The sequence below is a fragment of the Vibrio crassostreae genome, assembly GCF_041439375.1.
GTDB classification, from domain to species: Bacteria; Pseudomonadota; Gammaproteobacteria; order Enterobacterales; family Vibrionaceae; genus Vibrio; species Vibrio crassostreae_D.
The window spans coordinates 103,329-116,791 of the sequence record NZ_JBGONY010000002.1 but is presented as its reverse complement, the minus strand read 5'-3'; the positions used below and the strand labels follow the sequence as shown (position 1 = coordinate 116,791).

14 protein-coding genes are annotated in these 13,463 nt (G+C 42.6%); 8 read left to right on the top strand and 6 right to left on the bottom strand.

Annotated elements, in window-relative coordinates; translation table 11 throughout:
• Positions 1 to 20: 20 nt before the first annotated feature.
• Positions 21 to 1,202, bottom strand: coding sequence for a pentaheme c-type cytochrome TorC (gene torC, locus ACED45_RS01800; RefSeq protein WP_004734592.1), 1,182 nt, complete (start codon positions 1,200 to 1,202; stop codon positions 21 to 23).
• Between the two features lie 50 nt (positions 1,203 to 1,252).
• Positions 1,253 to 1,435 carry a trimethylamine N-oxide reductase system protein TorE gene (torE, locus tag ACED45_RS01795; protein ID WP_008222628.1) on the bottom strand — a complete coding sequence of 61 codons (183 nt, stop codon included), beginning with the start codon at positions 1,433 to 1,435 and terminating at the stop codon, positions 1,253 to 1,255.
• Between the two features lie 437 nt (positions 1,436 to 1,872).
• Here torE and ACED45_RS01790 point away from each other — a divergent pair, with 437 nt between their 5' ends.
• Positions 1,873 to 2,667 carry an ABC transporter permease gene (locus tag ACED45_RS01790; RefSeq protein ID WP_371713220.1) on the top strand — a complete coding sequence of 265 codons (795 nt, stop codon included), beginning with the start codon at positions 1,873 to 1,875 and terminating at the stop codon, positions 2,665 to 2,667.
• A 321-nt stretch (positions 2,668 to 2,988) separates the two neighbouring features.
• On the opposite strand, the gene focA is transcribed toward ACED45_RS01790, so the two are convergent.
• Positions 2,989 to 3,831 carry a formate transporter FocA gene (gene focA, locus ACED45_RS01785; protein WP_048614492.1) on the bottom strand — a complete coding sequence of 281 codons (843 nt, stop codon included), beginning with the start codon at positions 3,829 to 3,831 and terminating at the stop codon, positions 2,989 to 2,991.
• Between the two features lie 362 nt (positions 3,832 to 4,193).
• Positions 4,194 to 5,501 (bottom strand): ATPase, encoded by a 1,308-nt coding sequence (locus ACED45_RS01780; RefSeq protein WP_327784001.1) that lies wholly within the window; start codon positions 5,499 to 5,501, stop codon positions 4,194 to 4,196.
• 257 nt (positions 5,502 to 5,758) lie between these two features.
• Here ACED45_RS01780 and ACED45_RS01775 point away from each other — a divergent pair, with 257 nt between their 5' ends.
• The 3 genes from ACED45_RS01775 to ACED45_RS01765 all read left to right on the top strand — a co-directional run bounded on the left by ACED45_RS01775 (position 5,759) and on the right by ACED45_RS01765 (position 7,616).
• Positions 5,759 to 5,989: a TIGR02647 family protein gene (locus ACED45_RS01775; RefSeq protein WP_017630468.1), complete on the top strand. Its 231-nt coding sequence runs from the start codon at positions 5,759 to 5,761 to the stop codon at positions 5,987 to 5,989.
• A 114-nt stretch (positions 5,990 to 6,103) separates the two neighbouring features.
• On the top strand, positions 6,104 to 6,958 hold the full coding sequence (locus ACED45_RS01770; protein ID WP_371713219.1) for an NAD(P)H-binding protein: 855 nt from the start codon (positions 6,104 to 6,106) through the stop codon (positions 6,956 to 6,958).
• Positions 6,951 to 7,616: a YdcF family protein gene (locus ACED45_RS01765; protein WP_371713218.1), complete on the top strand. Its 666-nt coding sequence runs from the start codon at positions 6,951 to 6,953 to the stop codon at positions 7,614 to 7,616. Before ACED45_RS01770 ends, ACED45_RS01765 begins: the two co-directional genes overlap by 8 nt.
• 129 nt (positions 7,617 to 7,745) lie before the next feature.
• Here ACED45_RS01765 and ACED45_RS01760 read toward each other — a convergent pair whose 3' ends face one another.
• Together ACED45_RS01760 and cysS are read right to left on the bottom strand one after the other, a co-directional pair.
• On the bottom strand, positions 7,746 to 8,324 hold the full coding sequence (locus ACED45_RS01760) for a thymidine kinase (protein ID WP_004734584.1): 579 nt from the start codon (positions 8,322 to 8,324) through the stop codon (positions 7,746 to 7,748).
• Positions 8,325 to 8,421: 97 nt separating this feature from the next.
• A complete protein-coding gene (cysS, locus tag ACED45_RS01755; RefSeq protein WP_004734583.1) occupies positions 8,422 to 9,807 on the bottom strand; it encodes a cysteine--tRNA ligase in 1,386 nt (461 codons plus the stop codon).
• Positions 9,808 to 9,998: 191 nt separating this feature from the next.
• Here cysS and ACED45_RS01750 point away from each other — a divergent pair, with 191 nt between their 5' ends.
• From ACED45_RS01750 to ACED45_RS01735, 4 genes are all read left to right on the top strand, one after another.
• Complete coding sequence (locus ACED45_RS01750) at positions 9,999 to 10,493, top strand: peptidylprolyl isomerase (RefSeq protein WP_004734582.1); 495 nt, start codon at positions 9,999 to 10,001, stop codon at positions 10,491 to 10,493.
• Positions 10,494 to 10,577: 84 nt separating this feature from the next.
• Complete coding sequence (gene lpxH / locus ACED45_RS01745; protein ID WP_017078987.1) at positions 10,578 to 11,312, top strand: UDP-2,3-diacylglucosamine diphosphatase; 735 nt, start codon at positions 10,578 to 10,580, stop codon at positions 11,310 to 11,312.
• Between the two features lie 123 nt (positions 11,313 to 11,435).
• A complete protein-coding gene (locus tag ACED45_RS01740; RefSeq protein ID WP_371713217.1) occupies positions 11,436 to 12,653 on the top strand; it encodes an EAL and HDOD domain-containing protein in 1,218 nt (405 codons plus the stop codon).
• Positions 12,654 to 12,771: 118 nt separating this feature from the next.
• On the top strand, positions 12,772 to 13,296 hold the full coding sequence (locus ACED45_RS01735) for a YchJ family protein (RefSeq protein ID WP_371713216.1): 525 nt from the start codon (positions 12,772 to 12,774) through the stop codon (positions 13,294 to 13,296).
• The last annotated feature ends 167 nt before the right edge of the window (positions 13,297 to 13,463 follow it).

Below are 13,463 nucleotides of genomic sequence, written 5' to 3'. Positions count from 1 at the left end.
TTACTCCAATTGACGTCTTATTAGTGATGGCCTTCAGAAAAATCTGATGAGTGCTTCTGTAGATACTTAAGAACAAGTGCTTCTGTATCTGTATCGAAGTTAACGAACGCAATCATACCATCTAGCATGCCTACCCAACCGTTAGCGCTGAAGTGAGCTTCATCTGGCTGTGAGTGACACGTTGAACAGTTAGATTGGTACGCTTGACCAGCTGCGTTCCAGATTGGATCGAAGTTATCAACCATAGACTCTTTCTTCATCCAAAGTGCTAGGTTAACTTCTTCCCAAGGAAGACCAGTTAGCTCATCTTCTTTCTTCTCACCAACAGTGATTACGTCACTTTGAGATACTTCTTTCGTCAAGATTGCAGTCGAGATGTTCATACCGAAGTCTTCTTGGATTACACGTCCGAAGCCTTTCGCTTTACGCCAACCGTCGATTTGAATCTTAATCATGTCGCCTTTTTCGTCGATCACTGCAACTTTACTTGCAGGGCTTAATAGACCCGCTTCAACTGTTGCTGTCTCATCCGTATACATTGGTAGGTGACGAATAGAGATTACGTCTGAACCATTTGCGTAAGATGTGCTGCTTGCTACATTTTCTAGCTCGCCAACAATACCGCTTGCTGATGCCATATCTAATGGAAGGTTGTGAGCAATACCTTTGTGGCAGTCAACACAGCTTTGATCACGCTCTGCCGCGTTTTTCATCTGGATACGCGCTGTTGGGCGCATGTTTTCGAAATCCATTGAATCGTAGTTGTGGCAGTTTTTACACTCTAGAGATTTGTTCGAAGAGAAACGATCCCATTCATGTTTAGCCAATTCGATACGACGAGCTTCGAATTTCTCAGGTGTATCTAGGTCACCAAATACTTGAGCGAATACTTCTTTAGATGCTTGCATCTTACGAGCGATTTTTGCTGTCCATTCATGTGGAACGTGACAGTCAGGACAAGTCGCGCGTACACCAGAAGTGTTTTTCCAGTGAACCGTTTCTTGTAGTTCTACGTATACGTTGTCACGCATGGTGTGACAGCTTACACAGAATTCTTCTGTATTTGTGTGCTCTAGAGCTGTGTTAAAACCGCCCCAGAAAATAACACCGGCGATAAAGCCACCCATAGTTAGTACACCAAGACTGATGTGTACCGCAGGGCGAGTCATTGTGCGCCATAATTTAACTAAAAATGATTTCATGTTTAGCTCTCTTAAATATTGATTTTAAAAAATGTTGTTACTAGAGGGCATTACATGCCGCCGTGAGCACCTGGAGGTCCGAATACAAACACTTGCAGTGCCCAAACTAGGAAGCCGTAGCCGCCTACAAAAGCCACACTTAATATTGGAAAGAGAACCACCGCGATGAAGAGGAAAGACTTCCACTCCAACGAGCGTTTTTCGCCAGTTTCAATTTTATTAACATCACTCATACATTTTGCCTATTTTGTATTTAGTAATTTCGAGTAACCCATTCTATGGGGCTAAAGTTCTTAAGTATCTAACAACAAATTTTAGACCATACTCAAAGTAGGGTTCAATCAAATCTCCTGTTATAACCCTTGCTAATCAATACTTTTTTGAGCTCATCCAAAGTTGTTTTTAGTTAAACAAAGTTATTAAAAAGTATTAACAAATGTGAAGAATTAAGTATATTTCACAAATGTTAAATCCCAACACTCACGCAACCTTATTGTAACCAATTTTAACGTTTTACCTACTAAGTAGTAGCTAAAAATGCCTTAAACAACCAATATTTTGTACTTTGGTTGTTAAATAATTGAGCACTTTTTGAATCGACGGGTTTGAAGCTGAAATGCATCATTTGGCACTTTCAGATATGATGGGGACCTACTTAAAAGGAAGCTCTATGCAAGACGTTATTGATATATCTTGGTGGCAGTTGTTGCTCTTCGGTTCACTTCTCTTTCTGCCCATTGCCATCAACCACAAGCTGAAACTCGGCCTTGGAAAAGAAGCCTCTATTAGCATCATTCGCATGGTTATTCAGCTGTTTCTTGTGGGTCTTTACCTAGAATATTTATTTACTTTGAATAGTTTGTGGGTCAATTTGTTGTGGTTATTTGCCATGATAATTGTCGGTGCGAGCTCGGTTGTTGAGAAGTCTAGGCTACCGAGACAGTTATTATTAGCGCCTGTTGCCGTAAGCCTTGCCGTAACCTGTGTACCCATCGTCTTGTTTATCTGCTTTTTCATCATTAAACCGACACCGCTTTTTAACGCGCAGTACCTTATCCCGATCGCAGGAATGTTATTGGGTAATAGCTTAAGCAGTAATATAGTGGCATTGCAGAACCTGTTTGGTGCTTTTGAAACACAGAAATCAGAATATGAAGCAGCAATCGCGTTAGGCGCGTCTCCCTCCTACGCTGCAGCACCGTTTGTACGTAATGCAATACAGAAAGCGATGTCTCCGATTATGGCTTCTATGGCTACGACAGGCTTAGTGACACTACCAGGAATGATGACAGGACAAATTCTTGGTGGCGCGTCACCGATGATCGCGATTAAGTATCAACTGATGATCATGCTGGCTATTTTCGTGATGATGAGTTGCTCTTTGGCACTTGCTCTTCACCTTTCATTGAAGAATTGCTTGACGAAAGAAGGACGAGTTCTCGCTAAAATACAGCCTTCGAAATAACCTCCCCACTCCCTTGAGGCCTGGTTACTCACTGAATTTGAGACAGGTTATCCACAGAAATTGTGGATAACCAAATCAATATAGATCCTTTTTTGTCCATTTCCATCCAAAGAACGATCATTACCGTTGATCCTTCGGTGTTTTCAAAGACATATACACATACGTTGAGTAATACTATTGAGCGTTCACATGACAATTTGAGAAATGAGTGAGTAGGTTTTCCACAAATAAAAAACGGCCTGCAATGCAGACCGTGTTCTGGTAAATGTCATAAGTCAGTTCAGTATTGTCAATGAGCTTCAACTAATCTCGTAAACTGAATTAGTCACGTAAATAGATTAGCCAATACCACATACCAACAAAGATACCACCGCCAATGATGTTACCGATGGTAACGGGCAGCAAGTTGTTCATCAAAAAGTCCATCATGTTCAGGTCAACATAGTCCGCTGGGTTAGCGCCTGTCATTGTCCAGAATTCAGCTGGAGCAAATGTTTTAATGCCGATAGCTAAAGGGACTTGGAACATATTCGCAATGCAGTGCTCGAAACCAGCCGATACGAACATCGCAACAGGTAAAATCATTACTGCGATTTTGTCGGTCAGTGTACGTCCACTAAACGTCATCCATACCGCGATACAAACCAATACATTACACATGATACCAAGCGCGATAGCTTGGATAAAATCGTGGTGCATCTTGTGTTGGGAAATCGCCATTGCATTTAAACCAACCTGGCCATGGTCAAACATGTACTGTTTGGTCAGAAGCATACATGCCACCAGCAACAATGCGCCAATCAAGTTACCTACATAAACCGTAGCCCAGTTCTTGACGAGCGTGCGCCAAGTAATTTTGCCACTTGCACGAGCAACCAGAGTAAGCACCGAGCTGGTAAATAACTCACCACCGGTAACAACAACGAGAATTAAGCCCAAGCTAAATGCAAGGCCACCTAATAGGCGAGTAATACCCCAAGGCAAATCACCAGCACCGGTCGTTACGATGGTGTAGAACACAAACGCAATACCGATATGTATGCCAGCGGAAATCGCTAAGAGAAAAGATTTGATTGGGTCTTTGGTTGCTTTACCTACGCCAATATCTGCAGCGCGCTCAGCCATTTGTGGCGGTAATAATGAGTCAAATTGGTTTAGATTCATGATGATTTACATTTTGAAACATGTCGTCGGGAGCGCGATAATCCTCTCTTTCATTTCTGAATTCAAGAGCTATTTTAGGCTCAAAATGCCTCTCACAGCCTTGTTGAAAGCAAATAGTCCGAGTTATTCCAAATTCATACGACTTTAGTAGTAAAAAGAAAACTCTGCTGAATGATTAGTTATCAGCATAGAAAATAACACACCTATAAATATCAACAAGTTACATTAAAACCAAAAGAATGACGTACACTATAACGACTCACTGAGCGCTTTTATTTGTAGATTTTGATATAGATCAACAGAACGCAAAAAAGCGCCCTTAGGCGCTTTTAACTCAATCACAAATAAAGAAATTAGTGATACTAAACCGAAGGTTCAATCACTCCTTCTGATGATTGTTCTAAGGTTGCATCCTCTAAATTAGATTCAATAGTCGGGGGCATCACATCAGAGTCACTTTCGTTGGCAACTTTGCCACCTAAGCTTTTCAAACTATCCACTAACTCTTCTAAGCTTTTTATGTGAGCATCACTCTTCGTAATCTGCTCACCTAGAAACTCACTGTGCTTGGTTGCTTCAGACAATTGCTGCGCTTGCTTCTGGTTTTCAGACTCCAGCAGAGCTAATTGCTCAGTTAAAGTTTCAATCTCTGACTTTAACAGCTCTGTCATATCGGAGTTTTTTAACGCTTTAACACTCGCTACAATCTTCTGTGATTGCTGACGTAGCCCAACATCACGGTAATCTTCATCATTAACGATTTGTGAAATGCTCAGTAGCTGATTCTCAGCATTCAAAACCGACTGTTCGAACTTGTCGCCTTTTACACTCGCGAGCACTTTGACTTCATGAGCGACACTGCGCACGTGATTCAATTCAAACTCTGCAGCGTGAACCGCATCTTCAATGATCGACTTTTCACGAGGGCTGGCTTTCACTTGGCTTTCGGCCAACGCAATTTGAGATGTCGCCTTCGCAAAGGTCAGCGGAGCAACATCATCAAAATCTTCATCTTCCAAGAACTCTAATTCGTTCTTCAAAGGTTCGATGTATTTCTTATGCGCCACTTTAACTTCGAGTAAACGAGCATTGTTAAGAAATTCGACCTGCGCTTCTTGAGCGTCTTCAAGCTCATCGACCAGCACATACTCGAACAACTCACTGTATTCTGAATACAAACGTTTATAGCTCGAGGTAAACATGGTATCTGCGCCAAGGAACTTTAGGTAATCCATTTGGACAATCGAATCAGCGAGTACTCGGTCAGCCTTCTTCTTTAACACTAAGATCGAGTCATAGTTTGATTTGATCAAAGCGATTTTTTCATCGAAGGCTTCAGCGTAAGTTAGGCTCGAAAAAATGGAGTAACTCTTGGTTATTCGAGTTTCGTCTTTCAATAAGTCCGCATAAATGCTTTCAGCATCATCCCATGCGTCTAATAGTTCATTGTAATTCTCTGGTGCATAGAGAGACAATTGAGCATGGTCTTCAAGCTTAACTTCCCATTCGGAGTAAACGCTTTGGACAGACTGAAATGAACGGACTTCTATTGTAGATTCATTATTGTTGTTTGTGTTTTGGTTCGCGTCTGTCTGCTCTGAGGGTGTGCTTTGACAACCTGAGATAGCAAATAGCATACTGATCGTTAATGCTACTTTGTTCGCTCTCACTTATGCATATCCTTTTTATACAATATTCGCTCAATGCAAATTATTTCTAGTCACAATATATTACAACCACTTAGCAATAAACATCACTGATGATTTAAGTGGGTGCAAATCACCCAATATAAACAAAATAAACCCATCACTCGATGATTAATCAATCAATTTGGTATCACTTATCAATTCTCTTTATTTGCTATTGCCTGAGCCGAGAATGCGCACTAAGGTGAAGGTAGAGAACGTTATGAATATATAGGTTAATTATGAAGTACAACGCTGAACATATTGCTGATTTAAACCTCCTTCTTCAATTTGATGTAAGTAGTGCTGCTACTGGAATTAAAGTTCATCAAGAGGCTGCTCAAGAAACTCAAGACGCTGTTAAGCGCCTATTCGAAAAAAACCTTTGTACTCAGCCAGACGGCGGTTACCTAACAGATGAAGGTATTGAGATGGCAGAGCGTGCAGACAAGCTGCTTCGCGTACTTAAATAAAGCTCTATTGTACTAGCAAAAACTCCACTCGCTTCGGCCGTGGAGTTTTTTCATTTTTGGCCAAAGGTTTGTTAGGCTTATTGTAAATCCATAGCTTTCAGTTGTGAGGAACACATGGCTTCTATATTTATAGTCGGTGCAGGATGGGTAGGTGCACCTTTATCTGAACATTTAGAAAAACATGGTAACCGAGTGGTGGTCACGAAAACGACCCAAGCGGGAGCGGAGGCCATTGGTAACGAACGAATCCCATGTGAAGTGTTTAGTTTTGACTCATCCGAGCCAGAACAGACTATCGGGCGACTCTATTCACTGTTACTCGAAAACAACACTGAGATTGTAATTGGTAGCTTCCCCCCTGGCTTTAGAAAAGGAGCTGGACAAGAGTATGCCGACTACTGGCAGCAGCTCACCAACGCATGCCAAAAGGCCAACATTAAAAAGCTCATTATGGTCAGTTCAACCACGGTATACCCAACCAAGCCGGGTGTGTTGAACGAACTGGATGCATCGCTAGCCCTTTCAACCTCAGATAACGAGCACGCGTCTTTATTTTCCGATAACGCGCGAATCATGCTGCAAGCTGAACAGTCAGTGATTGATTCAGGTATCGACTACACCATTCTTCGTTTTAGTGGGTTAATAGGCCCAAGCCGTCACCCATCACGCTTTGCAAGCAAGTTAAAACAAGTCAGCACCCAAGCGCCAGCCAATATGCTGCACCTTGACGACGCGATTGGCGCTGTCGATTTCGCTATCAGTCAACTGCACAACGAAGTGGTTAACGTGACAACACCAAACACAGTAAGTAAGGCGGAATTTTATGCCGCAGCACTGAAAAGCGCCAACAGCAGTGAGCCTCTACCCGCTGTTGTTGATACCCCAGACAAACTGATCTCTTCAAAGAAGATTCTCGGCTTAGGTTATTCATTTAAATTCGAATTCACACTGGACACACTTCATGACTGAACAATCTATAGCTAACAAAGATCCCAACATAAAACTGCATCGCTCAGTCGACACCCTTTGGAACTTTATGTCTATGGGTCACAAGGTTACGCCTTCAGACTGTATTTTTGTGTTGTGCAGCAACGATACAAGAGTCGCGGAATATGCGGCCGCGCTTTATCACAAAAAAATCGCCCCATACATCGTTTTTTCCGGTGGTGTGGGACGCTTCACTGAAGGCAATTTTGAACGTTCAGAAGCAGAAACCTTTGCCGCGATAGCGCGAGACTGTGGCGTGCCAGATTCAGATATTGTCATTGAAAAACAAGCGTCTAATACTGGAGAAAATGTCCGTTTCACATACGAGTTGCTTACTGAGCGAGGCCTATCACCAAAGAGGATGACCTTAGTGCAAAAGCCGTTTATGGAGAAACGTACCTACGCCACTTTCAGCAAACAGTGGCCTGAAGAAACGACAGAAGTCACGGTGACTTCACAATGGCAAAATTGGGATGATTACTTTAACGAAGAGTTGCCGTTAGACATGGTGTTGGGCGCATTGATTGCTGATTATGAACGAATCAAATTCTACCCAGCCCAAGGCTTTCAAATTGAGATGCCAATCCCCGATGACGTTGATCATGCCTATCAAGCATTGAAGCAGCTCGGCTTCGAATAAATCAAAAGCTCCATTTCGAATAAAGCAAAGGCGCGACTTGGAATAAAGTAAAAACACAGGCTCAATAAACAAAAACGGTGACACTTGGTCACCGTTTTTCGTTTTAGCAAGCTGAACTATGAGATCGGTTTATTTACCTAACGCTTCTTTATAGTGCAGACGGCAAGCAGAAACATACTGATCATTACCGCCAATAGCCACTTGGTCACCTTCAGCAATCGCCACACCGTGCTCGTCGGTACGGATCACCATATTAGCTTTACGGCCACAGTGACAAATGGTTTTAAGCTCAACCAGTTTATCTGCCCAAGATAATAAGTAACGACTACCTTCAAACAGTTCACCCAAGAAATCGGTACGTAAACCATAGCAAAGTACAGGGATATGCAGTTTATCGACCACTTCTGTTAACTGGTACACCTGCTCTTTCGACAAGAACTGACACTCATCAATCAAAACACAATGACGCTTTTCTTCTTCATTGAGTTTTTGGATAGCGTCAAACATATTGGTGTCATTTTTAAAAAGTTGAGCTTCAGATTGTAAACCAATTCGAGAGCTAACTTTACCGATACCATAACGATCATCCAATGCAGCCGTAAAGATCACTGGCGTCATGCCACGCTCTTGGTAGTTGAATGAAGACTGAAGAAGTGTTGTTGATTTACCCGCATTCATTGCCGAGTAATAAAAATACATCTGAGCCACAGAAATATTCCTGTTAATTAAAAGTTGAAGATAAAAAGGTGATATTAGAGAATTTTTGCTAGAAAAAAGGGCTGAAAATCAGCCCTTTTTATAATATTTACTTACGACGCCAAGTCGTACCTTCTGGACCATCTTCCAGAACAATACCCAACTCGTTTAGCTTGTCACGTGCAAGGTCAGCATTCGCCCAATCTTTCGAAGCACGAGAGTCGTTACGCAGTTTGATCAACGCTTCGATTTCAGCCACTTCGTCATCGTTGCCTGCCGCATCACCTTGCAAGAAAGCCTCTGGGTCTTGATGAAGAATACCGATGATGTCTGCCAGTTCACGCATCAATGCACCTAGTGCACTTGCTTTTTCGACGCTTTCAGTTTTGATGCGGTTGATTTCACGAGCCATTTCAAACAGTACTGAATAAGCTTCTGGAGTGTTGAAATCATCGTTCATCGCTGTAGAGAAACGAGTCACGTACTCTTCACCACCAGCCGGAGCTGCTGTAACGTCTAGGCCACGAAGTGATGTGTAGAGACGCTCAAGTGATGCACGAGCTTGGTTTAGGTTATCTTCGCTGTAGTTCAGTTGGCTACGGTAGTGACCAGACATTAGGAAGTAACGTACTGTTTCTGCATCGTAATGCTGAAGTACGTCACGGATAGTGAAGAAGTTACCCAGTGACTTAGACATTTTTTCTCTGTCTACCATCACCATGCCACTGTGCATCCAAGTATTCACATACTGGGTGCCGTGTGCGCAGCAAGATTGTGCGATTTCGTTCTCGTGGTGCGGGAACTGTAGATCTGAACCGCCACCGTGGATATCGAAGTGATTGCCAAGAATAGAAGAGTTCATTGCTGAACACTCAATGTGCCAACCCGGACGACCTGGACCCCATGGTGATTCCCACGTAGGTTCACCTGGCTTAGACATCTTCCAAAGAACGAAATCTAACGGGCTACGTTTTGCAGAATCGACATCAACACGAGCACCCGCTTGAAGCTGGTCAAGGTCTTGCTTTGAAAGCTTACCGTATTCGTCAAATTTCTTAACTTCGAACATGACGTCGCCGTTGCTTGCGACATAAGCAAAACCACGCTCAATTAACTTTTCAACAAGCTCAACGATTTCAGTGATGAATTCAGTCGCACGAGGCTCAACATCAGGGCGCTTCATGTTCAATGCATCGAAGTCCGCGTGCATTTCCCCGATCAGGCGCTCAGTCAGAGAATCACAAGACTCACCATTTTCATTAGCGCGCTTGATGATTTTATCATCGATATCAGTGATGTTACGAACGAAGTTCAAATCGTAACCAAGGTAACGAAGATAACGAGTTACTACATCGAAAGAAACAAACGTGCGGCCATGACCAATGTGACAGAGATCGTATATGGTTACCCCACAGACATACATGCCGACTTTGCCAGCTGTAATTGGTTTGAATTCCTCTTTCTGTCTTGTGAGTGTGTTATAAATTTTCAGCATGATCTCTATCTATATTTGTGTATTAATCAAAATAAGAGGTCAAGTATATCAATTCATGCGTTATTAGGTAATCCCCCAAAGCAGTAATTACCTCAAACAACCAAGTTAAGTTAATGATTTGGTGATTTGAAAGTCCGCCAACATGCGCTAGAATTCGAACTTCATATTAAAAAGACAGTAAGGTAACAATCATGATCATCCTTCACACAAATTTTGGTGACATCAAAGTTCAACTTAACGAAGAAAAAGCACCAGAAACAAGCGCAAACTTCCTACAGTATTGCCGTGACGGTTTTTACGACAACACGCTATTCCACCGTGTTATCGATGGTTTCATGGTTCAAGGCGGCGGTATGACTTCTGGCCTTAAAGAAAAAACAACTCGTGCAACTATCAAGAACGAAGCAAACAACGGCCTAGCGAACAAAGTGGGTACGCTAGCAATGGCTCGTACTATGGAACCGCATTCAGCGAGCTCTCAGTTCTTCATCAACGTTAACGACAACTCTTTCCTAAACTTCCGTAGCGAAAGCCTAGACGGTTGGGGCTACTGTGTATTCGCAGAAGTTGTTGAAGGCATGGACATCGTAAACAAGATCAAAGGTGTTAGCACTGGTTCTATGGGTATGCATCAAGATGTACCTCTAGAAGAAGTGATCATCACTGGTACTACAATCGAAGCTTAATTCATCGCTTTCGGTTAGTATTAATAATTGGTGACCCGATAAAATCAGGATATAGGGAGCGAATCGCTCCCTTTTTTTAGACCTATGAAAACATATTTTATATCAGACCTGCACCTTACTCCGTCACGACAAGACATCACTGACTGCTTCTTAACCTTTATGAAGAAAGAAGCCGTAGAAGCGGATGCACTTTACGTATTAGGCGACCTTTTCGAATTCTGGATTGGTGACGACGATAAGAGTGAGTTCGCGACTTCTATCCGCCAAGCGTTTATCGACTTAGTGAAAACGGGCGTACCTTGCTACTTCACACAAGGTAACCGCGACTTTTTAGTTGGCAAAAAATTTGCCAAGCAAACGGGCGTACAACTTCTAGATGAAGTATCAACGATCGATATCTACGGGCAAAAAGCGGTGGTGTTGCATGGTGATACCCTGTGTACCGAAGATGTAAAATACCTCGCCTTCCGCGAAAAAGTGCATCAACCATGGCTGCAATGGGTCTTCAACAGAATTCCATTTTTCATCAAGAAGAAAATTGTCTCGAAGGTTCAATCTGACATCAAAGATGACAAGCAGACCAAATCTCTCGACATCATGGATGTGACACAACAAGAAGTGGAAGATGTGATGGAACGAAACAGCGTCGATCTTATGATCCACGGCCATACTCATCGCCCTGACATCCACACTTTTAACGTCAATGATTGCACTAAAACTCGTATCGTATTGGGTGATTGGTATACGCAAGGTTCAGTGCTGGTGTTCACTCCGCAAAGTTTTGAACTACAGAATCGAGAGTTTAGCAACCGCTTTTAACATCACTCTTAAACTTTCACTTTGATTATTATTATCGGTCAGACTTTCATAGAAAGTGTATGGTAATTTCTACTGAATTAGCTATTATCTCTCTACCAGAAATAAACCGAACACAGTACCAAGTTGAAATATTCATACGTAGCGCGTCAACCAATACTCGATACAGACAAGAAAACCATAGGTTACGAGTTGCTATTCAGGGATGGTCCTAAGAACACTTTCCCTGAAGTAGAGCCGGAGCTCGCTACTAGCCGTTTGCTTTCCGACCACTTTTTATCAACTCACTATAATACGTTGGGTGATAAATTGGGGTTCGTGAACTTCCCTTATGCAAGCCTAATCAACTTAGTCCCGACTCTGTTTCCCAAAGAAAGCCTCGTTGTTGAGGTTCTTGAAGACTGCGAACCAACAGACGAACTACTTGAAGCAATAAAAGCTATCTATGACGCGGGTTACACCATCGCGTTAGACGACTTTGTACCAAGCAAAGCATGGAAGCGCTTTTTACCGTACGTTTCAATTATCAAGTTTGATATCCGTTTGATCTCAATCGCGAAAGCTTCAATGTTCATGAACTCTCTCAAAGGGTTGGATATTAAGTTCCTCGCAGAAAAGGTCGAGACTTACGATGAATATCAAGAAGCAAATCGAGCAGGCTTCACCTACTTCCAAGGTTATTTTTTCAGCAAGCCGGAAATGATTCAAACTCGCGCTCTCAACCCTGCGTTCTTGACGATTGTTCAGCTGTTAAAAGAGATTGCGCACGACCCTATCGACTTTAGCGAAGTAGAACGTTTAATTACGCTAGATGTCACGCTGTCTTACAAGTTACTTGCCTATGTGAACTCCGCAGGCGGCTCAGCAACAACCATTCGGTCATTTCGCCAAGCGCTTATCTTCCTTGGCGAGCAAAAGCTACGTAAGTTCGTTTCACTTGTGGCGATTGCATCCGCGAAAGAAGACAAACCAGATTCACTCTATGGTTTAGCGGTATTACGTGCACGTGAGTGTGAACTATTAGTCGAGAAGATGAATGTGAAAGTTGAACCCGGACAAGCCTTTTTGACTGGTATGTTCTCTCTACTCGATTCTCTGTTTGACCAACCGTTGAAGCAAGTGCTGGACTCAGTACCTATTGATGAAGAGATTAAACAAGCTCTGATACAACGAAAAGGCGTATTAGGTGCAATCTTGGCGATGGTTATTGCTTATGAGCAAGCTCGATGGGATGAAGCAACACGTATTCGTAAACTGCTCAAACTAAGCGAAGCAGAGCTCGGGCAAGCTTATGACGAAGCGACGACTTGGGCTCAAGAGCTGTTATCACCTTCATTGAAATAGTCCACTTCACATAACCATACTAATCGAAACTAAGCTTTGGCGAGCAATCGTTTCTTGGTAAACTCCAACGCATTCATTTATGGCCTCTTAATAGAGGCCATTTTTACAGGATTTGACTATGTCTTCATGCCCATGCGGTAGCAAAAATACTTACCAACAATGCTGTGAATCAGCACACCTTAACCACAGTGCCGTTGAAACACCCGAGCAATTGATGCGCTCACGTTATTCTGCACATGTACTTGGTTTGGTGGATTATGTGGTTGCTACTTACCACCCGACTTGTAATGCAGAAGCGCAGAGAGAAGGTATTGCCGAATCCATAGATAGTGATTGGGCGGGTTTAGAGGTCATCGGTACAGCCGCAGGTTCACATGAAAACGAAGGCTTTGTTGAGTTTAAAGCTTACTTCAACGACGGAGCTGAGCAGTTCTGTATGCAAGAACGTTCGCGCTTTGTTCGTGAAGACGGTTTTTGGTATTACATTGATGGCACCTTCCCTGAGCAAGAAGATGAACAAGAAAAACGATCAGAGCCTGAGATTGACCCCCGTCTAAACCAAACGGTTGAGAGCTTTAAAATCGGCCGCAATGACCCATGTATCTGTGGTAGCGGAAAGAAATATAAGAAGTGCTGCGGGTAAGTCAAAAAGCTAAAAGGTTTGATTAAGTAAAGAGATTCCTGATGTCGATTAGGCTCCTCGGAATGACGTAAAGTCAGAGGTTAGAAAAGTGACGCAGGGCTTTAAAATCTTGAAATCTTGAAATCTTGAAATCTTGAAATCTTGAAATCTTGAAATCTTGAAATCTT

Coding starts and splice junctions, on each gene's coding strand:
- ACED45_RS01750 (WP_004734582.1), top strand. CDS start 9,999: ATGATCATCCTTCACACAAATTTTGGTGACATCAAAGTTCAACTTAAC.
- ACED45_RS01765 (WP_371713218.1), top strand. CDS start 6,951: ATGACTGAACAATCTATAGCTAACAAAGATCCCAACATAAAACTGCAT.
- ACED45_RS01735 (WP_371713216.1), top strand. CDS start 12,772: ATGTCTTCATGCCCATGCGGTAGCAAAAATACTTACCAACAATGCTGT.
- cysS (WP_004734583.1), bottom strand. CDS start 9,807: ATGCTGAAAATTTATAACACACTCACAAGACAGAAAGAGGAATTCAAA.
- ACED45_RS01775 (WP_017630468.1), top strand. CDS start 5,759: ATGAAGTACAACGCTGAACATATTGCTGATTTAAACCTCCTTCTTCAA.
- ACED45_RS01790 (WP_371713220.1), top strand. CDS start 1,873: ATGCAAGACGTTATTGATATATCTTGGTGGCAGTTGTTGCTCTTCGGT.
- ACED45_RS01770 (WP_371713219.1), top strand. CDS start 6,104: ATGGCTTCTATATTTATAGTCGGTGCAGGATGGGTAGGTGCACCTTTA.
- focA (WP_048614492.1), bottom strand. CDS start 3,831: ATGAATCTAAACCAATTTGACTCATTATTACCGCCACAAATGGCTGAG.
- lpxH (WP_017078987.1), top strand. CDS start 10,578: ATGAAAACATATTTTATATCAGACCTGCACCTTACTCCGTCACGACAA.
- torC (WP_004734592.1), bottom strand. CDS start 1,202: ATGAAATCATTTTTAGTTAAATTATGGCGCACAATGACTCGCCCTGCG.
- torE (WP_008222628.1), bottom strand. CDS start 1,435: ATGAGTGATGTTAATAAAATTGAAACTGGCGAAAAACGCTCGTTGGAG.